The organism is Streptomyces sp. NPDC001709 (assembly GCF_053596375.1).
Genome location: NZ_JBSFGB010000039.1, coordinates 25,378 through 43,842, shown reverse-complemented (window position 1 = coordinate 43,842; position 18,465 = coordinate 25,378). Strand labels below are relative to the sequence as shown.

Genomic DNA, 18,465 nt, shown 5'->3' with positions numbered 1-18,465 from the left:
AAAGGGCCGACCACACCCCCGCGGGTACAGTCGGCCCTTTCTGTATTGTGTTGTTACGCGTCACGCTCGCCCGTGGCGTCGGGAACGATCAGCCGGACGTGTTCGGCGGAAATCCACTCACGCCTCAGTGAACGGCGCTTAGTGAAACCGGACTCGATGCCGGTCGGTCGAATGCGGAGCATGGGCCGTAGCCGTCCGTCCACCAGACGCGCAGTCACCTTGTCCACGATGGCGTCAGCCATGCGAACCCGGTTGCCCTGCCGGGCCGCGTACGCGACTAGATCCCCCTTGTAAATCTCCTCGCCGCCGTAGTCGGTGACGACTCCCCGCTTAGCCATTGTGGCTACTCCTCTTTGTAGTTCATCAAGTGCAGATAGGCCATGAACGCCTGTTGGCTCACGACCCCGTTTCCCGCCGCTTTGAGCTGCCGGGCCCGATTGAGTCCCGGAATATGGGTGATCCACCCTCGCGGCAGTCCCATAAGCCATTCCGCAAAAACCGCGGCGAGGCGACGACCACCGCGGGGCCCGAACTCGACCGGGATCGGAGCCGGCGAGCCCATGAGGGTTTCCCAACGGTGCACAGCGGGCGCGTACTCGGCCCACCATTCCGGCGGGGAGTGAAAGGCGCCCGGGGTTTCCTCGGCAACCTCGGGGTCAACGGGCAGTAGGTACGAAACCTCATCATCGAGCGTCGGCCCGTGACCGCCCGCACGCCGCTTTTCCGGATGCTGGGGGGCACCATTGGTACCCAGATTGGCTGTGGGTGTCTTGAACAGCTTTACCGCGCGGTCTTTGTCGAACAGCCGCGCCACGGCGGTAACGAGATCCTGCCCGCCGCTTCCCTGGCGTGCCTCCCGCGCGAAATCAGGTCCCTTGGATGCGTCCGACGCCAACGGCGTTGGCAGCAGGGGTGGCGATACAGAACCACCGATCTCGCATGTGGGGGGCTCCAGTAGCGGACGCGCGGAAGCAACACCATCGCGCGTCATACCCGCTCGCGGCCAGTCCCGCGAGTACGTGCGACAAGCCCCGGTTTCGGATGGCGGATACGTTCTCCAGGAAAACGAACCGTGGTCGAAGAACGCGAACGGCCCCGAGGACGCTTTCCCAAATGCCCGACCTCTCGCCATGAATCCCCGCTCGCTTCCCCGCATTGGAAATGTCTTGGCAGGGGAACCCCGCCGTAATAATGTCCACCTCTCCCGCGATGGTGGCCCAATCGAATTGGGTAATGTCTCCGATGTTGCGTGCGTGCGGATACCGAGTGGCCAGGATCAAAGACGCGTACGGGTCGATCTCCGCAACGATCTTGATTCTGTCCCCGGTCAGAGCCTCGACAGCCCGGCCGATCCCCCCGTATCCGGCGCACAGCTCAAGAATTGGGATGGGTTTTCCCCCGTGAAAGAGGGGCCCTGCAAACCGTCCTGCAGAGCCCTGCGCCGGCTAGAACTTGGGCTCGGCGATAGCGTCCGACCACGACTTGAGAACGCGGATTACCGGCTTTCGGTAAGACACGTCGCGCCCCTTCTTCGTTGTGTACTCGACCAGCTCAAGTTCAAGGGAACACAGAGCCTCGGCACCGATCTTGTCGAGCGCGTTTTCCACCTCGTGCAGAACCTCCGCCAGCTTCCACGAACCGGTCTGGAGACGGAAAAGGCCAAGGTCGTAATCCTCGGCCAGACGGAACGTCACTGAAATGGACGGAGCCGGACCCCGCTTGGCCTTTGCAGCGGCCTTACGGTCCTCCATGAGTTCTGGGCAACGGCACGGCTTGCCACGGTCCTCATCCGGGGAAAGGAACTCCACACCGTCACAGTGATGGATGAGGGCCGAGCCGTTCCAGAGCTTCAGATCGGACGTGATGGCGTCCGGGCCGGAAAGAACTACCTTCACCTTGTCCTGAGCGGTCAGAATCTCGATGAAGTTTTCCGACGTGGAATCGGTCTCGACCGGAGAACCGCCCATGAGCTGAGCGATAGCATCAGCCACTTCCGGGTCACCGGTCGTCACGCGCCACTCGGCGAGGGCAACGGGAATGCCGTTCTCCTGCTTACCTCCGTGGAACCGGCCCACGGTGTCATCCGAAAACGTCGCCTTCGGCTTGGCGGACGGGTCGGTCTCGAAGATGCGAATAGCCATACGGCTTGTCCCCCTGGTTTTGGGCATGAAAAAAGACGGACCGTGGATTACGGCTCGCCTGGTCTTGGGTGGTGCGGGTACTAGCTTGCGCGGCGCTGCGTTCCAGTGATCAGCCGGCGGACGCTCTGCGCAATCGGGCTGCCGAACACGGTTTTAGAGATCTCGCGGTCCCACTGGAATACGTGCCGCAGCGTCAGAAACACATTGAAGATCTCTTCGTCAATCCGTACGGGCTTGAAAACCCAGCCTTCCGGAGTGATGTGGAGAACGGCCGCGCCGTCCACCTTCGGCATGGGCTCGGACGTGCCATCGGGCGCAATGATCCGATCCGCGTGCGCATAGGCCGAGAGCTGTAGGGCAACGTCCGGGTATGCGGACTTGCTCGTCTTCCAGTCCACCAACAGCGTGTGCCACTCGCCGTTTTCGTGGTCGGGCTTTCCGTCCTCGCCGAGCCGGACCCGCACGAGCGCGTCAAAGCTGCCCGCGTACTGGTGCTCGTCCGACCAACACACGTCCTCGGCCCGGATGAGCTGTGGACGCACGGCGGTAAGGAACTCGGCGAAACCGATGCGGTACGGCTCCAAGTCCGGGTGCACGCGGCCGATTTCCTCCAGCCGGATCATGCGTTCAAAGAGATCGTGCGCGTCCGATCCCACCTTGGCCCGGAGATTGGTGTACCGGGTGTGGGCGTTGCGCAGGAAGTCCACGGCGCCCGCGGGGTCGCGCTCGGCGATAGCCCGCACAGCATCCAAGTTCTCGACCGCTGTTTCCGCGGTCATCCGGGCAGCCCAGAAGGTAAGGAAGGGCTTAGGCAACATCGAGACGATGGAGGTAACGCCGGGCACCTTCTCGGAGGTCTCGGGGCTGATGTAGAAGCGCGAGCCACCGCGCTTGATAGTCCGGATGGCTTCGGGCATGGCTGGTCCCCCTCGGGAATGGATGGGTTGGGGTAGAGGGGGTGGCAGAGTGACGGTTCCAACCTGTTTTTTAGGAACGCTAGAAAAAACAAGAAGAAGAGGGATCGGGGGTCACTCTCGCCACCCCGTCACCGCTGGTCGTCAGCGGCGGACTGCGAGCGCGTCCACCAGGGCGTAAAGGTCATCGAGCGTCCCCGCGTTCGGGACCGTCACGTCCGCCGGGTAGTCGTCCAGGTCGACTTCGGAGACGTGGCGGGCAGCCTCGCCCCCGGCAGATGCCCCGGGCCGCTCGATACGGACCATGAGCGCCCCCGCCGCGCGCAGTGCGTTCGCCTCGTTGGTGTAGCGCACATCGGAGACAACCACGGGCAGGGACCACCGGTCGGCGGTAGAGATCTTGTCCCGCGCGATCCGGAGCCAGAAATCGGGGTCGTCCGCGCGCACGGTCTCGCCGAGGTTCTGCAACGTGCGCCGTACCTCGGGATAGCTGTTCTTCGCGCGGTCCCAACCGTGGCGCTTCACCACGTCAGACAGCCGGATCGGAAGCGCTCCGTAGGACGTGCCCTCGGCCCCGATGATCGGGTCTAGCCGCATCGCGGCTTCCTTGAGCGGGTCGGCGAACGCGACTCGGACGAACTGATACCGGCTGACGAGTCGAGCGGCTGCCGTGTCCTTCCCGGAGCCCGCTCGCCCCATCAGCGCAACGTGTCGGTAGCTCACGCGGTCAGCCCGCCGTTGGCCTGGTCGTTGTCGCCGGTCGCCTCGCCGGCCGCAGCAGTCTTGCCGTCCTCGGTGCGCTGGACAGCCTCACCGGTGCCGAGCACCGCGGCGACCAGGGCGAGGACGAGCGCGCTCGGCAGCTCGGGGACGTAGTGCGCCACCAGGGCGAGAGCGGCGACCGCCACGGCGTAGATACGGGCCGGATGGGTCTTGATGAACTGCATTCGGGTTCCCCCTGTCATTGCTGTGTGTGAACGTCTCGGCGTTTGCAATCCCGAGCTGGTCCCCGCCGAGCGGGACAGCCGTAACGGGGCGTGGTCAGACCGCGGGGACCTTGAGGGCCGCCCACGTCTTTGCACCGGGCCACCCGTCCGCGTCATCGCCGTGGTATCCCTGTTTGCGCTGCCATGCCGCGTACGAGTTCCGGTCAGCCGTGGTCCACTGCGGCCCCGGGCCGGTCGAGTAGCGCCCGCACCCCTCGGCCACCAGCCGGTGACCCATGGCGGTGATCAGCGGTGAGCGGGGCGAGGACTTGAACCAGTCCGCACCCGGGAACGGGGCAAGAACGGGCTTGCCCGGGGTCGAGCCGAGCAGTCGCGCGAGGCTGTCCGGACCGGGCACCCCGTCTGCGTCGGCGCCCTTGTAGCCCAATGACCGTTGAAAGGCTGCATAGTTGAGCGTGTCTGCGTCCGACCACGTGGGGCCCGGACCCTCGGTGTAGTGCGAGCTGAATCCCTTGCCGACCAGGGCCCGCCCGACCCGCGTTACGTGGTCGCCCTCGGCCCCGTAGCCGTAGGTCAGACCGCCGATGGTGACCCGGGCCCGCGAGGGGGACGAACTGTTCGAGCTGTCCGAGTAGGCGGGGCGCCCGAACCCGAGGACGTACGTACGGGGGCGCACGCGCCGATAGCAGCCGTCCCCGTTCCCCTGGGACCCGCTGTTCCCCGAGGACGTGTTGCCCTCGATGGTGTGGACGCTCGTGCCCTCGGCAGCGTCCTCGGTGACGATTCCGACGTGATCGGCGAGCGGGCCCCCGTCCCACGAATAGAACACAATGTCCCCGCGTCGAACCGCCGCGTTCTTCCCGAGCCACTGGCCCCGCGAGCGGAACCAGTTCACGTGACTCGGGCAGTAGGCGAACCGACCGACGATCCCCGCGTTGCCACTGTCGGCAGCCCACTTGCTTACCGCCATATCGCACCACGGGTTGTAGTTCAGCCCGTACCAACGACCGTGCTTTGTGTCGTTGTTCGGTCCCTCCTTATAACCGACGTCCGCAGCAGCCGCGGACAGCATGGCGTCAACCGTTCCCAATGTTCCTCCCTGATTTTGGGCATAGAAAAGCCCCGCTCGGTAAGCCCGGAACGGGGCTGGTGTGTCGTGCTCGGCGTACTAGCCGGCGACGCGTGCGGCGGTCAGTCCGGCAGCAACCACAGTCGCCACTGCGGTAATCAGGGCAACGGGCAAGACGAACTTGCCTCGCTCGCTCTCAAGACCGCGAATACGGTTCTCGTGATCTTCTAGCGTCTCTTCCACGCTTTCCCCCTGCTGCCCGAGGGAACGCACGTCCTCGCGCAACCCAACAACTTCGTCGTAAATCTCTCTCGCGCCGATGCGGACCCCTAGCGGGTCCTCGCGCTCGTCATCCATTGCACCCCCGGCACTTCTTTACTTACGGAGGATTCGGCAACGCGGGGTCGACTGGTGGATCAGGGGTAAGCCCTGTGTCCGTTGGTACTCCGTTATATGTCGTGCCTCGCAGCGTGAGCACTTGCCGCACGACCCCGCCGTTGTCGCCGGATGTGCGGATTCCGACGACCCATGCGAGCGTGTCCAAAGCGGCCCCCGTTGCATCCTGCACCCGCACCACGTCCCCGAGTTCAACCCGTGGATCGGGCAGAATCTCCACGTTGGACAGCAGCGGAGCGGGGAACGCCCCAGCATCCCGCAAGGAACTGGCCAGCGCATCAGCGGAATCGGAATCCTGCACCCACCCCGAGGGATCGTGTGTGAACGACTGCACCCCGTATTTCTCCTGGCTCGGGGTGTTGTAGTACGTGGACCAGCAGTCGGACGGGGTGACCCCGCTGTCAATGCTCGGTGTGGTCATGGACACCGAGGGTCCGCCACTGTCACCCCTCAGCCACACCGCCTGATAGCCACGGTTGTACATGGTCAGGATGAGCTTTCCATCCCGCCGCTCGGTGCTCACTTCCACTGACCCGTGAACGGCCGCGGTGTTGTTCGCGTTCACGTTCGTGAAACGGATTCCGTCGCTGCCTACATTTGGCACGGTGGGCGGGGGTGGAGTGTCCAACTCGTCATCCGCAATGGTCCATGAAATGGAATAGGATGTGCCCGGATCTAGCTTGCGTACTTCCCATGATTGCTTCAGCGTCGCCTTGTTGGCCTTGACTCGTCTCCAGTTGGCCCATTTGACCGAGCAGTTGTTACGGCATGCGTCAATCTCCTCGTTAACGGTCATCGACGCGAGTTCCCGCTGAGAGGTGACCACCAGGTCCGCCCGAGTCGGTGAAGCAGTCCACCGTTTTCGACTGCGCCAACGAAATATTCCGTCCACGTCAAACTCGGCAGTGGACAAGCTGGCTTTCGCTATCTGTGTGATCGCTTCCCACGCGGTGCCGGTGACTGCGGGGATCATGCGGATAGGCAGTTCGGGCCCGTCCAGGACTGCACCCTTCTGCCACTGACCCGTCTGTGTGATGTCCTCGAAAGTCTTCGGCTTCTCTGCCTGGGCGGACACCTGTAGTGCCTCGACACGCATTCCGCCGATACGCAGAATCACCTCACCCATCGTGCAATACCCCACGGTGACGCCGCTCACGGATCCGCGAGACAGGATGAGTCCGCCACCGCCCGGGTACTGCACCGTCCCCTCTACATAGGTCGTCCCGCTGTCTCCAATCGTCAGCCACATGCCGAGATGCCACCGCCCGAATTGCTTGCTCAGCTCGGGCACACTCCACACGACCGATGCGTTATTGGTCGGTGTGCTGCTGGTGCCGCAGTAATGCGTAACCTCACCTTTGACATAGTCGGCGCGCAGCGTGGAGTACACTGCGGGAACGTATGGCGGGGTCCACGTCAGCGTGAGATCTACCGTCCGGTCCCCGCTCGTTACGTTCGTGTTGTCCAACCAAACCTCGTACCAAAAACCGCCGGGGTTGGGCACATTCCCGTGAATCGGCCGGACTTGGGGCTCATAGACAGCTTTGGTGTTGCCCGAGGACGAGCCTTGTACGGCGCATTGCCATGGGGCGTTCTTTGTGGTCCACCGTGACCAGTCGCCCGAAAGGCTCTTGAGGTAGCCGATATTTGCCGCAGCCCCGCCATGCATGCTCGCGTACAGCACCGCCCCGCTCCGCGGCGGCGGGCACGTGTGGATACCCGCATTGCGTAGCAGGTGGTCCACACACCAGGTCGAGCTAGCCACCCAGTTGGTTCTGTCGCCGAACGGGGTTGCCGTGTCGATGCCACCAGCCGGCCGGGGAAGCCTCGCAGGCATCCGCAGCCGCTCGGCCCCATCCAACGCAGACACGCGTACCGCGTCCGTGCCGGACTCCGCCGAGCGTGAGCGGACCGTGCCGCGGAAGGCGGGCAGGCTCTCGCCCCCGAGCCCCCACGTATGCACCACAGATTGGCCAGGGCGGGCAACGTCCCCGGTGGAACGGGGCGCCCAGGGCCCGTAGAGAGCGGGTGCAGGCTGTCCGCCCGTACCGGTCAGCGTCACGTCGAGCTGTGCGCTTGACGGGCCGCTGAAAGCCCGCATGGCCTCGGGCAGATCGGTTCCGTACGAGCGATCCAGCGACCAGGACATGACTTGTGCGCCGAGTTCTCGACCGCCGAGCCGGACGCCGTACGCGGCGGAGCGCTCTCCGCTCTTGAGTGCTGAGCTAAGAGCAGCGCTAGCCGTTCGCACTGGTCACCTCCACCAGCTCTAGCGTCACGTCGCGCGAGTCGAGATTCCCGGGCCGGATGGTCTGCCCGTACTCGGTGATGCTGAACAGCGGAGCCCCCTCGCCGACCGGAAGCGGCGGCGCCTGGTCCCACACCAGCAATGAGGCCGAGCCGATCGGCGTTGCCGTGGTGACGTTCCCCGCGGAAGCCCACGGACGGACGTAGGCGGCACCAGGCGGCACTACCGCCGCTTGCCGTGAACTGGTGCCCACGACCGTTCCCGCACTGTTGCGGAACTCGACCCCGGACCCACTCGCCTTACCGAACTGCGTTGTAAACACGGCCATTTGGCCCGGAACGACCGGGAAGCCCTGTGAGCCGTCCCCCGGAACCCAAGTGAGCGTCCCGGCAGTGGGGATCGTGACGTTCGCGGCTCCGCCCACATCGGACAGTGCCGCATTGGTGCCCGCCACGGCGTACTGAGTGAGCGGGGTCTTTCCTGCCTGTTGAGCCGAGGAAAGAGCCTGCCGGTACCCGAGACGCCACGCGGAGTGTTCCGGGGTCGTCATCGCGAGGATTGATGGCCCAACCGGCAGATCGGCAAATGAGCGGTTCAGCTTGACCCCGGGCCGTGCGTACACCGCGCCTTCCGGCACTGTCCGCACCATCGGCCGGTCAGGAAACGAGCTGTACGAGTAGCCCGTGTTCGCTCCGTCTGCGCCGTACCACCACAGCCGCACCTGTTCCGTCACGCCCGCAAGAGACGGAGCCCACCAGCTCACCTGTTGGCCCGGTACCACGGGGTACGCCAGAACCGGAGTCGGGGCGTACCAAACCAGCGTCGTCAAGTCGTCCGGGGCCGCAAGCGACACCAGTACCGGCGCGTAGGGCGTGCTGGTGCGGGTCACGTTCGGCGTAGAGAACCACTGTGCTTGTCCCGGGGCGGGCGCGTTGCCATGCGCATGGTTGGCGGTCAGCAGGTTCCCAACTGCCGGATCGATGACCGCTACCGGGCCCGGACCGTCCACCCGGCGGGCAAGGCGGTCCAGGTGCGCGAGGTCATCGGGCAGCATCGCTTGCCACGCGAGTTTCAACCGGCGGGGCTGCAAGGCGGGGGCCCATGTGGTGACACCCCCGCCCAGACTCCGGAATTCAGCGACCCCCAGAGTTGGCGACCGGTCGAATGTCGATGCCGCTTCCGTGAACTCCCGCAGGGCTCCGGGGCGACCGATCCACATACCCATGACGTCACCTCCTCGCTAGCTTTCGCTGCCCGTACGCTGCTGCTCGGGCAATCTCCTGGTCGTTGAGCTTGAGCACGATTTCGCGCTTTCTCTCCTCCATCAGTTCGCGCAACAGCTCTGCCATTTGAGAATTGCTGCTGTTCTCCCGCGGGGTGAACACCGGTCCGGAAAGTCGAGCGGTCTCGATCTTCGGAAGGGTGACCATGGACCGTATGCGCGCGTCCAAGGTGCCCTGTTCGGCGTCGATTCCCTCGACCACACCCGGCGGAATCCAACGGCCGATCTCGTCCCGCATGAGCCGCGAGGGACTGTTGATGCCGAGGGCATCGGCAATGGGTCCGGGAATGTAGTCCCGCGCCCAGCCGAACAGCTTGTCTTGCAGCCATCCCCCCATGGCCTTGATTCCTTCCCAAAGGCCACGGGCAAGATCAGCGCCCTTGCTGACCAGCAGTCGACCGAAATCACCTAGAGAATCCTTGATCCTCTTGGGAAGGCCACGCATCCAATCTACGAAATCCCCGAACCTCCGGATGGCAGAAGACGAGAAATCCGAGATCCAACGTCCGGCATCACGGACCCCCTTCGCCAGGGAAGACAGCCAGCCGATCACGTTTCCTATCCACCCGATGGCAGTACCGAGGGCAGAAAACAGAGCGGAAAAGATCGGACCCGCGAGCCGGATCAACACCGGAATCACAGCACCGAGAATGTCCGCCGCAAGACGGGCCAGCCACGACACAATAGAGGTGACAACCTCGATCAGTGGCCGAGCCTTGTCGACCACTTCACGCAGCTTCGTGCCGATCATCTGCACGGCCGGTGCGACCCGTTGCGCTATGAAATCCGACAGGGCCGAGAAAATCGGTTGCAGATTCTCGACAATGGACGAATAGACACGCATCACGGCAGGCCAAATGACCTCGGTCAAAATCCGGCCGAGAGACGAAAGGATCGGCACGACCGCCCCGACCACATTCGTATAGAGCGTCATGAACGCGGGTACGAGCTGGTTGAACAGCACGTTCCCGAGCCCTTGCAGCGCCGGAAGCAGCGTCGTTTGAGCGAGCGATGACAGCGACTGCAAACCGGGCATGAACGCGTCCCGCAGCGTCGCCCCCGCAGTAGCGAGGGACTGCCCGAACGACGCGATAGAGGACCCGCCGGCCGAGCTGGATAACACCCCGAAAAAGCCCGATACCAGTTCCTTACCGGCACTCAGTGCGGGGCCGAACGTGGTACCCAGAAAACTTCCGAAAGAGGTCAGCGCGGGTATCACGTTGTCGCCCATGAAGTTGGTCAGTCCGACTTCAAGAGTGCGCTTGAACTGTTCGATCCGGGCGCCCGCGTTGTTGTGCAGCGCATCGCCCATCTTCTCAGCTGCACCGCTGGTGTCCCCGAGCGCCTTTACAGCGGTTTTCGGGTCCATTGCAAGCAATGCTTGCCCGAGGTCTTCGGCTTTCGTTCCGAACAGTCCGACAGCAACCTGTGACCGTTCCGCGGGGTCCTTTATCGCCTTGATCCCGTCAAGGACTTGTTGCAGCCCCTCACGGGCACCAGGACCGCCCGCAGCGATCTTCTTCGTCATCTCCTCGGCATTAAGGCCGATGGCCTGGTATGCCTCGGTGCTTGTCTTGCTGCCATCCGTCGCCCTGATCTGAAACTCTTTCAGAGCATCGGCCATGGTGTCCGTGTCCCGGGCACCCGCCTGCATGCCCTGAGCCATAAGGCCCATCGCGTCGGAGGCGGACAATCCGAGATCACGGAATTTCGTGCTGTACTCGTTGAAGGTGTCCGCCATGTCATCGGCACGCGGACCCATCTTCTGCATTCCGGCAGTCAGAATGTCGAGCGCTTCCGTACCGTCTTTCGCAAGACCGTTCTTCAGCATCTGACCGACCGCGTTACTGGTCTGGCCCAGGTCGAGTTCAAAGGTCTTTGAAAGGTCGGTGACCTTTCCGGTTATCGACTCGATCTGTGCGTTGGTCGCATCCGGCGGAAGGATGCCGGACCGCATGACACCGGATATCGCACCCGCGGCCTCCTCCACGCTGTCCGTGACACCGTGGGCGTAGAGCTGTCCGGCAGCCTTTCCGTACCGGGCAGCGTCCTCGGGCGTACTGCCCAACTGCGCCTGAATCTTGCCGTTGATGGCGCCCTGGTCGAGCGCGTCCAAAAAGCCTTTGGTCAGCACCGCCGCAGCAGCGAGACCGATAGCGGCAAGTCCGCCCTTGAGGACTCCACCCATCTTTCCGGTGAAGCCCTCGCCGGCTGTCTGTCCGCCTTCCTGTCCGGCGCGCTCGGCGGGGCCGGTGACCTGCCTTTGCAACTCACCAGCGAACCCCTGAACTTCGGGGACAATGGACACGTAGCCCATTCCCACTTCAACAGCCATGCCGGATCACCCCCCGTTCTCCGGCTGCAACTGCGCGAGATACCGGGCCACTTCGCGCGCATCGCGCTTTGTCCCGCCGATGCGGCCCGAGCGGACACCCGGGCGGGGAATGGGCTGCGGGCGCCTGGTCGGGTGCTTCGCACCCTGATTGCCCCGCTGCCAATTCGCCTCGCTCAACCGGTCATGCACTGCGGCGAGTAGCTGCGTCTCCAGCGTCCAGACGGAATCCGGTCCGGCCATGGATCGGGCCAACGCCGAGTCGGCTGGAAGGCCCGTCACCAGGGCACGCAACCGGCGCCATGTCAGCCCCGATCCGGACCGGAACAGGTCGCGCAGATCGGTCCCGTAGTACCGCTGCAAATCCGCTTCTATGGCCTCGCCGTACTCACTCAGGAGTCGGACAAGGCCGAGGATTCCCCCAGCGGAACCCCCTCGTGCTTCTGCCACTGGCGGAAAAGCTCACCGAGTGCAGCGATGGGGGCCGGGATTGCGTCGAACCGTGGCCACTGCTCGCCGAGTCCCTTCTTAAGAAGGTTCTCGATGTCCACGGCGCTCGGGCTGTCCACGTTCACCGCGGACAGGACCGACTTATCAAGCTCGCCGGCTGCGGGCATGGTGAACACCGTTCCCGCGAGGGTGAAGGAAAAGGGTTCCTTACGTGCTTCCTTGACCCAGGTGTCAAGGTCGAAAGTGCTAGCCATGTGCTCTGTGCCTCTTATTGTTTTAAACGGAACGTTTCGCCGTGGGATTACTGCGCGGGCGCGGAGCCCCACGCGGGGTCATCGCTGTACTTGATCGCGACGGTTCCGTCAGCGCCCGGATAGGCGGTAACGGTCAGCTCGTAGGCAACGGCCTCATCCGACTTGTAGGTAATGTCGCCGGTCTCGGTGACCTCGCCGTCCGGAATGACGATGCGGATATGCGAGTCACCGTCGATCACGTCGAAACCGAATGTCCGGCGGTCCGGGCCCGGGGCCTTGATGGCAAGAACGCTCTTGCCGCTCGTGGTGGTCACCTTCGAGCCCTTGTGGTACAGCTCAAGGACCGTCTTACTGGTCTCAATGGCCGTGAACTGAAACGTCATCTCGGACGAGCTGATGACCTTCCGGACGGTCTGCCCGCCCTGCCAACCCTTGATCTCGGTCGTGTCCGTCGAATTGGACTCGGTGATCCCGTCGTCCGAGATCCAACCGATATCGGTGAACGCGGCATCCCAAGCCGTGGTCGAATCCGTGGGCAGCTTGGACTTTGGTGCAGCCACATACGCAGCACCCGTGACCGCAACGCGCACCGCGTTAGCGTTCAGAGACATAGGTGTCCCCCCGTAGAAATAAAGTGGTGTTTCAGAGAGCGCGTCCGCGCATGTGGATTTCCACCGCGAACGCGAATCGCGGGGCGCTGGTCTGGTCGTCGGGAAGCCACATCGGGCCCCCGACTTCCGACACCCGGTAGACCGTCACCCCGTCGCGCACCCCGGGAAGGTCACCGAGCAGTGCGCGCGAGAGCGCCGCGAGATCGTGTGCCGCGGATTCGCTCTCGCCCCAGCAATGGACGTCGAGCCGAGGACGGTCCGATACGGGGGTCTCCTGCGTGCCCCCGATGCGCTGCACCCGGACAAACGCTGAGGGCCGCGGGGACGGGACACGGGAGACGACCGGGACGGGCCGACCGTGCGCCTTGAGAGCGGACCGCAGATAGCCCGTGACAACCGCCACGGCGTCCGGCATGACGACGATCGGTCTACTCACCTCCGGCCCCGTCCATGCCCCGCAGCAGCGCCGTACGGGTGCCTTCGGCGTCTCCGTGCCGCTTGTAGTTGCCGATCACAGCAGCACGCCAACGACGGGCGCCCAACGCCGAATCGGTGCGGAACTCGCCCCCGGTCGTGCTCTCGGCCGAGGACGCGATACGGGCCGCGATGCGCTCGACCTGCCGCCCCGCTTCCGGAGTCCGCATCAGCGAGCGAATGCCGGTCATGTTCGGGCGGAACCTCACCCCGCCACCTCCTTAAGCCGTGCCTCGGTGTGGTGGTGGCGTCCCCCGACGATGTACCGGGCGGGTTCCCCGTCGGTGTCGAGCAGCCGGCCGAGGACAACCACGCGGTCACCTGGGATCAGGTCGATATCGACTCCGCGGCGCGTGATCAGCCGTAGGCCGGTCGTCACGGCGGGGCGGTCCCCGTCGTCCTCGCTCGTCGAATCCGGCTGCACCGACACCCGCCGAACCGTGGTCCTGGTGGCGCTCGACCAGTCGCGTTCGCTGGTGGTGTTGCCGTACCGGTCCACCACGAACGGAGCCCGCAGGATCACGACCGTCTGTGTGTAGTGGAGCGTCACCAGGGCGCCCCCTTGTTGAACCCGACCACCGCAGCGCGGGGCCGGTAGCGGGCGAGCTGGTCCCGCTCGATGGGCGAGAGAGACGCGCCGATGGTCTCGGCCGCGTAGGTCACGTTCACCGAGCCGACCGATTCTTGCCGCAGGTCGGACGGGTTGGTGAGTACTCGGCCGGCGAGCGTAAGCACGATGGCGCGTACGTCCGCCGGGACGGTCTCGTATCCGTGGGTGTAGGTGACGACCACGGGCCTGGTTACCGCGAGCGGGGACCACAGCTCATCCCGCCACACGCGGTACTCGTCCGGTCGCAGCACCCGCGCCCCCACGCGGACCAACTCGACCGAGATAACCGGCCGTTGGGGCAGCCGGACCACTCGTTCCCGCGGGGCGAGAGCAACCGTGGTCGTGCCCCGGGTGAAGCGCTGCCGTGCCTCGGCGCGCACGATGGCGGACGCTGTGTCGAGCACCAGGGCGGCCCCGGCGGGCAGCTCGTCCGGCTCGCGCTGCATCCACGCGGCGAGTTCGTCCGCGGTGGCCAGTGCGGGGAGTGCCATTACGCGTTTCCTCCCCCTCTTACTTCACTGTCTGAGCGCCGCACGCCAGACACCGCGAAACGGTCCGCGGGGCCCCGGACGAGTCGAGTACCGGAAAGGACTCGACCCGCGCCGGGGCACCGCACGAATCCGTGTGCGGAATCTTCGGGGCGGACGCTGCCCGCTTACGCGGTGGCATTCCGTCCCCTTCCCTTACTTGGCGAGGACGCCGTTAAGGCGAGCAGCGCCACGGCCACCGAAAACAGCGAGTCCGGTGTAGAACTCGATTCGCGTGCGGTAACTCGGCTTGGACTCCAGCTCGCCCAGATCCGTGACCTGAATACCGCCGTTGGTGAGACCGGTCACCGCGCGGTCGTCCTCGGCCTGGCCGAACCGAACCGCGTAAATGGAACTCGCGTCGGTGGCGGTTCCCTGCGTCTCGGTCTGCGGCAGAATGTCCACACCCCCGGCAGTCTGGCCCGGGTCCAGCAGCGGAATACCGTTGTACGTGGCGACGGTCTTTCCGGTCAGAGCCTCGCGTACCATCTCGTAACCGCCGATCCGGCGGGCAGCCGACTTGATCTTGGCGATTACCGCGCGGTTCGCGTACAGGGCGCCATTGCCCGCAGTCAGGCCCGGTACCTGCGCAACCAGCGAGTCGAGCAGGTCAAAGAACGCGTGCGAGTCCGACCCGCCGTTGCCGATGATCGGAGCCCCATTGGTGCCCGCGGAAATGACCTGCGCACCCGTCAGACGCTTACGCAGACCGTCAAACCCCTTGGGCTCCGTCGCAACGTCGCCGTTGAAAAAGGCGTCCTGAAACTTGAACGCCGCGGCCTTGATCTTCATGCGCGTCTGAATCGCACGCTGATCGTTGAGATTGCCGCGGGTCTTGACGATGAACTTGTCAACGTCCGCGTCACCGCCGAGAATCACAAGGCTCTCGGACTTCTGGTTCACGGTGCCCGTGGACTCGGCGTAAGCCTCATTCACCGAACGGAACGCGACACCCGGAAGGGTGGCCTCCTCGTTGTACGCGTAGGAATTGCCCTCGATGGTGAGCAGCGGCAGCCGGTCAAGGATGCTGGATTCCTGCACGAACGTTTCGATAACGCCCCGCTGAAGATCGGTCGTGCTGAGCTTGGCAGCCTCGGGAAGAGTCAGTGCCATGTGTCGAATTCCCCCTGAATTTGGGCATGAAAAAGGGGACGGCACCGTTTAGGCGCGTCCCCTGGAATGGGTGAGCGGAAAGAGTCCCGCGAGGGCGGTTACGCGCCGTACGCGCGCCGCAGACGGTCAAGCGGAGTGGCGGGCTCGGGCTCGGCGCTCTCACGCTGTCCGGCGCCCACGTCGCCCCACACCGGAGCGGACGAGTCGGCCGCAAGATAGGGCTTGTCCTTGACGAGCTGGTCCACGGCAGCAGCCACCGCGGCAACGTCGATATCGCCCCCGGAGCCGGCGAGCGCCGACACGTCCAGCAGCGCGAGCGCGTCCGCCGGATCACGGAGCTTGCCCGCAGCAGCCGCGCGCAGCTCGGCGCGGACGAGCTGGTCCCGGAACTCCCCGCGGATCTCCGTCCGCAGCGCGTCAAGGTCCGTGCCCCGCTGTGCTGCGTTGGCCCGGCGGAGCCGTGCCGATTCCTGCTCGGCCACGGTGGCGCGCTGCTCGGCAGCCTCGCGGGCGGTCCGCTCGGCCTTCACCGCGTCGGCCTGGTCGCCCTCGGCCCCCTTGCCCGTCCCGCCCGTGGGCTCGGTGCTGGTCCCCGTACCGGTCGCGTCCTGGTCGCCCTCGGGGCCGTTGCCTGGGGTGTTCTGCGGGTCGTCTGCCATCGGTGATCCCCTCTATGTGATGTAGCCGTATCGCTTCAGCATGGCTATTTGGTGCTCGCGGTTGTCACCCGCGAGTTTGAAAATGGTCTCTGGCATGAGCCGCGCCGTTTTCGCGCGCTCGTACCGTTTCCCGGGGACTTTCTCGAACCCCGAACGCATCGCGCTTGCGGCGAGTCCGCGTTTCGTCGTGCCCTCGGTCGTGACTTTCATCGGGCCCCGCCCCGTCACCGCAGTTGCCATCCCTCGGCGCGCGTTGACGAGCTGCCCGAGATCGGCCCCGTGCTCAAGTGCCTTGACCCCCGCGGGCCCGAGCCGCTTTCGCTGTTCCTCGGGGCTCATCTCGCGGAACAGGTCCTCCGGGGTCTTGGTCTGTCGCCACTCGGCATCCGTCATCGGCTCCATGCCGCAGTCACAGCGGGGGTGCCGTTTGAAGCCCGTTGAGTAGCTGTACTGCCGTCCGGACAGCACGATGCACCGCACGCACGCGGGCAGCCGCACCACGCGAACGTAGGAGACACAGCGCGGGTGCGCCGCCATGGCGACGGAGGTAGCCGTACGGGACGTGTCGGCTATCTGTGTGCTCGCCATCATGGCCATTTGGGTAAGCCCGCGGGCCGCCGCGAGTTCGGCGCTCTCGCCGGCTGCCAGGGCCCGAGCCGTGGTGATGGCGGGCAGTTGCAGCAGCGAGGCGAGCGGACGACCGTCCGACGCGACACCCACCAGGGCCGCGGAGTCGAGCACGCCGAGCGGGGCCGCAATCGCCCCCTGTACAGCCATGGAAGCGGCGACAAAGGCTTGTGCGCCCTGCGCTGCTGTGAGCTGTCCTGCGGTGACCGCAGCGAGGATCTGACGCCCGGTCTCGCCCTGCATGGCGGACAGGATGCGGTCAGCGGGAACGTCCCGCCAAAGCCCCTGTATCGCCTCCACAACGGTCCGGGAAAGGGACTGGACTTGGGAGTACCGGTCGGCGGACAGCTCGGCCGTGCGGGTCACTACGCGGCCCCCAGGGATTCACCCTCGGGGTCATCGGCAGGTTGCCCGTCGTCGGCCGGGTCGAGCTTGGGTCCGAACAGGTCCGCCACGTTCCCGCCGAGGATCGCGCCCGCGGCATCCGTGCGCATCGTCTTCCAACGCTCGATCTCGTCCGGAGTGACCCCGGGAATCCGCTCCCACAGAGCCTCATCCGGCACCCCGATCGCCTTCAACTTCACCAGCGCATCGGAGTATTGGGAGTCACTGCGAAACTGCGGATCACGCCAGACCACCGAGCCGAGCGCGAGGGAATCCGCACGCCCCGACTCACCCTGTGCCAGTGCCTCTAGCCGCATGATCTCGCGGAGCGCCGAGCCGAAATGGCGTTGGCGTTCCGTGACCTTTGCGACTAGCCCCGCCTCGCTCGCGGCGACACCATCGGGCGAGACGTTGACGAGCTGCCCCGCTAGATAACTCGGCGGGGTGCGGGTCTGTGCCGCGATGTGCTGCACCGCAACCTCAATGACCTTCAAATAGTTCTGTAGATCAGCGGCGGAGAACTCAGCAATGGACGCGCCCTGTTTCTCCAGCCACAACAGGCGGTCTTTCCGGAACTGGTCTAGCGGCAAGTCCTCTTCGCCGACCACTTCCCCCGACTCCGGGTCCACGATTTCGCGGACGGGCCGGTCCATGCCGAGCACCGCACGGGCGGGCAGCGCCAATCCGTCTGATGCGGTCATGAGGTGAGCCCACAGCGTGTTCACGGCATCCTGTAGCGGAAGCACAGTCGCAATCTCGGACCGTGGCTTTCCATACAGCCGTGACCGGTTGGGCAGTTCCACCAGCGGGACCACACCGAGGGGATTCGGTACGTGGCTCGGCTCGCCCCGGGAAAGTCCCGCGGTGCGACCGGTCCACTGTCCGCCCTCGCGGGTCGGACGCTGCCACCGATAGACCATGGTCGGCGTGAACAAGGTTGCAAACTCTGTGTCGTAGTCGCGCCACGTCATCAGCCCCGCTTTGCGGAGCCGGCGACGACCCGGCACGTACTCGACTATCGCGTTGGACGAGTGCTGAAAGGTGATCTCGACCGCATCGGTGTTCTTCCAGACCAGCGCGAAACTGCGGCCCGTAATAAGGGCTTCCAGCAGCGCTAGACCAATCTCAACATCACATTCCGAGCGGCGCCATGCCTTCCCAGCGTCCTTATCAACCGTCCCGTCTTCCAGCCGGAAGGCGAGCGGCATAAGCCGTTCAACCGTCGCATCGGGCACCACGGCACACCAGTTGTCGGAGAACTCGTCAAAGAGTCCGCCGGTCTGCGTACTGAACTCGGGCGAGGCAAACAGTAGGGGCCGCTCACCCTCGTATGCGTCCGACCACTTCTTAGCGTGGTGTCTGCGGCGCTGTAGCTTGCCGTACAGCCGCTCTGTCATTTGCAGCGGAGTCTCTGCCATGCTTCCCCC

General features: G+C 65.0%; 22 protein-coding genes. All 22 read right to left on the bottom strand.

What is annotated here, in order from left to right; translation table 11 throughout:
• Positions 1-53: 53 nt before the first annotated feature.
• The gene (locus ACWC0C_RS38540; RefSeq protein WP_450869039.1) at positions 54-338 is read right to left on the bottom strand and encodes a hypothetical protein; all 285 of its coding nucleotides are present in this window, start codon (positions 336-338) and stop codon (positions 54-56) included.
• A gap of 5 nt (positions 339-343) precedes the next feature.
• Complete coding sequence (locus ACWC0C_RS38535) at positions 344-814, bottom strand: DNA (cytosine-5-)-methyltransferase (protein WP_450869038.1); 471 nt, start codon at positions 812-814, stop codon at positions 344-346.
• 52 nt (positions 815-866) lie between these two features.
• Positions 867-1,373 carry a DNA cytosine methyltransferase gene (locus tag ACWC0C_RS38530; protein ID WP_450869101.1) on the bottom strand — a complete coding sequence of 169 codons (507 nt, stop codon included), beginning with the start codon at positions 1,371-1,373 and terminating at the stop codon, positions 867-869.
• A 72-nt stretch (positions 1,374-1,445) separates the two neighbouring features.
• The gene (locus ACWC0C_RS38525) at positions 1,446-2,141 is read right to left on the bottom strand and encodes a recombination directionality factor (protein ID WP_450869036.1); all 696 of its coding nucleotides are present in this window, start codon (positions 2,139-2,141) and stop codon (positions 1,446-1,448) included.
• Between the two features lie 80 nt (positions 2,142-2,221).
• Complete coding sequence (locus tag ACWC0C_RS38520; protein ID WP_450869034.1) at positions 2,222-3,058, bottom strand: hypothetical protein; 837 nt, start codon at positions 3,056-3,058, stop codon at positions 2,222-2,224.
• Positions 3,059-3,199: 141 nt separating this feature from the next.
• A complete protein-coding gene (locus ACWC0C_RS38515; protein ID WP_450869033.1) occupies positions 3,200-3,754 on the bottom strand; it encodes a deoxynucleotide monophosphate kinase family protein in 555 nt (184 codons plus the stop codon).
• 20 nt (positions 3,755-3,774) lie between these two features.
• Complete coding sequence (locus ACWC0C_RS38510; protein WP_450869031.1) at positions 3,775-4,002, bottom strand: hypothetical protein; 228 nt, start codon at positions 4,000-4,002, stop codon at positions 3,775-3,777.
• A gap of 94 nt (positions 4,003-4,096) precedes the next feature.
• Entirely contained in the window at positions 4,097-5,074 is a 978-nt protein-coding gene (locus tag ACWC0C_RS38505) for a peptidoglycan-binding protein (protein WP_450869099.1), read from the bottom strand.
• A gap of 96 nt (positions 5,075-5,170) precedes the next feature.
• The gene (locus ACWC0C_RS38500; protein WP_450869030.1) at positions 5,171-5,428 is read right to left on the bottom strand and encodes a hypothetical protein; all 258 of its coding nucleotides are present in this window, start codon (positions 5,426-5,428) and stop codon (positions 5,171-5,173) included.
• 22 nt (positions 5,429-5,450) lie between these two features.
• Positions 5,451-6,857, bottom strand: a complete 1,407-nt coding sequence (locus tag ACWC0C_RS38495) for a hypothetical protein (protein ID WP_450869028.1) — start codon at positions 6,855-6,857, stop codon at positions 5,451-5,453.
• An 847-nt stretch (positions 6,858-7,704) separates the two neighbouring features.
• Positions 7,705-8,940: a hypothetical protein gene (locus ACWC0C_RS38490; protein ID WP_450869026.1), complete on the bottom strand. Its 1,236-nt coding sequence runs from the start codon at positions 8,938-8,940 to the stop codon at positions 7,705-7,707.
• Positions 8,941-8,944: 4 nt separating this feature from the next.
• Positions 8,945-11,332, bottom strand: a complete 2,388-nt coding sequence (locus ACWC0C_RS38485; protein ID WP_450869024.1) for a phage tail tape measure protein — start codon at positions 11,330-11,332, stop codon at positions 8,945-8,947.
• Positions 11,333-11,721: 389 nt separating this feature from the next.
• Positions 11,722-12,033, bottom strand: coding sequence for a hypothetical protein (locus tag ACWC0C_RS38480; RefSeq protein ID WP_450869022.1), 312 nt, complete (start codon positions 12,031-12,033; stop codon positions 11,722-11,724).
• Between the two features lie 47 nt (positions 12,034-12,080).
• Positions 12,081-12,644, bottom strand: coding sequence for a phage tail tube protein (locus ACWC0C_RS38475; protein WP_450869020.1), 564 nt, complete (start codon positions 12,642-12,644; stop codon positions 12,081-12,083).
• A 31-nt stretch (positions 12,645-12,675) separates the two neighbouring features.
• Positions 12,676-13,080, bottom strand: a complete 405-nt coding sequence (locus ACWC0C_RS38470) for a hypothetical protein (RefSeq protein WP_450869018.1) — start codon at positions 13,078-13,080, stop codon at positions 12,676-12,678.
• Entirely contained in the window at positions 13,073-13,309 is a 237-nt protein-coding gene (locus ACWC0C_RS38465; RefSeq protein WP_450869016.1) for a hypothetical protein, read from the bottom strand. Before ACWC0C_RS38465 ends, ACWC0C_RS38470 begins: the two co-directional genes overlap by 8 nt.
• Before the next feature lie 14 nt (positions 13,310-13,323).
• Positions 13,324-13,668: a hypothetical protein gene (locus ACWC0C_RS38460; protein ID WP_450869014.1), complete on the bottom strand. Its 345-nt coding sequence runs from the start codon at positions 13,666-13,668 to the stop codon at positions 13,324-13,326.
• Positions 13,665-14,219, bottom strand: coding sequence for a hypothetical protein (locus ACWC0C_RS38455; protein WP_450869012.1), 555 nt, complete (start codon positions 14,217-14,219; stop codon positions 13,665-13,667). The genes ACWC0C_RS38460 and ACWC0C_RS38455 overlap by 4 nt, the downstream gene beginning before the upstream one ends.
• A gap of 192 nt (positions 14,220-14,411) precedes the next feature.
• Positions 14,412-15,368, bottom strand: coding sequence for a major capsid protein (locus ACWC0C_RS38450; protein ID WP_450869010.1), 957 nt, complete (start codon positions 15,366-15,368; stop codon positions 14,412-14,414).
• Between the two features lie 98 nt (positions 15,369-15,466).
• The gene (locus ACWC0C_RS38445; protein WP_450869008.1) at positions 15,467-16,027 is read right to left on the bottom strand and encodes a hypothetical protein; all 561 of its coding nucleotides are present in this window, start codon (positions 16,025-16,027) and stop codon (positions 15,467-15,469) included.
• 12 nt (positions 16,028-16,039) lie between these two features.
• On the bottom strand, positions 16,040-16,897 hold the full coding sequence (locus ACWC0C_RS38440; RefSeq protein ID WP_450869006.1) for a VG15 protein: 858 nt from the start codon (positions 16,895-16,897) through the stop codon (positions 16,040-16,042).
• A gap of 122 nt (positions 16,898-17,019) precedes the next feature.
• The gene (locus ACWC0C_RS38435; RefSeq protein ID WP_450869005.1) at positions 17,020-18,456 is read right to left on the bottom strand and encodes a phage portal protein; all 1,437 of its coding nucleotides are present in this window, start codon (positions 18,454-18,456) and stop codon (positions 17,020-17,022) included.
• Positions 18,457-18,465: the final 9 nt, after the last annotated feature.

Excerpts from the sequence above, each read along its gene's own strand:
- ACWC0C_RS38540 (WP_450869039.1), bottom strand. The coding sequence starts at position 338 with ATGGCTAAGCGGGGAGTCGTCACCGACTACGGCGGCGAGGAGATTTAC.
- ACWC0C_RS38525 (WP_450869036.1), bottom strand. The coding sequence starts at position 2,141 with ATGGCTATTCGCATCTTCGAGACCGACCCGTCCGCCAAGCCGAAGGCG.
- ACWC0C_RS38520 (WP_450869034.1), bottom strand. The coding sequence starts at position 3,058 with ATGCCCGAAGCCATCCGGACTATCAAGCGCGGTGGCTCGCGCTTCTAC.
- ACWC0C_RS38515 (WP_450869033.1), bottom strand. The coding sequence starts at position 3,754 with ATGGGGCGAGCGGGCTCCGGGAAGGACACGGCAGCCGCTCGACTCGTC.
- ACWC0C_RS38510 (WP_450869031.1), bottom strand. The coding sequence starts at position 4,002 with ATGCAGTTCATCAAGACCCATCCGGCCCGTATCTACGCCGTGGCGGTC.
- ACWC0C_RS38505 (WP_450869099.1), bottom strand. The coding sequence starts at position 5,074 with ATGCTGTCCGCGGCTGCTGCGGACGTCGGTTATAAGGAGGGACCGAAC.
- ACWC0C_RS38500 (WP_450869030.1), bottom strand. The coding sequence starts at position 5,428 with ATGGATGACGAGCGCGAGGACCCGCTAGGGGTCCGCATCGGCGCGAGA.
- ACWC0C_RS38490 (WP_450869026.1), bottom strand. The coding sequence starts at position 8,940 with ATGGGTATGTGGATCGGTCGCCCCGGAGCCCTGCGGGAGTTCACGGAA.
- ACWC0C_RS38485 (WP_450869024.1), bottom strand. The coding sequence starts at position 11,332 with ATGGCTGTTGAAGTGGGAATGGGCTACGTGTCCATTGTCCCCGAAGTT.
- ACWC0C_RS38480 (WP_450869022.1), bottom strand. The coding sequence starts at position 12,033 with ATGGCTAGCACTTTCGACCTTGACACCTGGGTCAAGGAAGCACGTAAG.
- ACWC0C_RS38475 (WP_450869020.1), bottom strand. The coding sequence starts at position 12,644 with ATGTCTCTGAACGCTAACGCGGTGCGCGTTGCGGTCACGGGTGCTGCG.
- ACWC0C_RS38465 (WP_450869016.1), bottom strand. The coding sequence starts at position 13,309 with ATGACCGGCATTCGCTCGCTGATGCGGACTCCGGAAGCGGGGCGGCAG.
- ACWC0C_RS38455 (WP_450869012.1), bottom strand. The coding sequence starts at position 14,219 with ATGGCACTCCCCGCACTGGCCACCGCGGACGAACTCGCCGCGTGGATG.
- ACWC0C_RS38450 (WP_450869010.1), bottom strand. The coding sequence starts at position 15,368 with ATGGCACTGACTCTTCCCGAGGCTGCCAAGCTCAGCACGACCGATCTT.
- ACWC0C_RS38445 (WP_450869008.1), bottom strand. The coding sequence starts at position 16,027 with ATGGCAGACGACCCGCAGAACACCCCAGGCAACGGCCCCGAGGGCGAC.
- ACWC0C_RS38440 (WP_450869006.1), bottom strand. The coding sequence starts at position 16,897 with ATGCAGGGCGAGACCGGGCGTCAGATCCTCGCTGCGGTCACCGCAGGA.
- ACWC0C_RS38435 (WP_450869005.1), bottom strand. The coding sequence starts at position 18,456 with ATGGCAGAGACTCCGCTGCAAATGACAGAGCGGCTGTACGGCAAGCTA.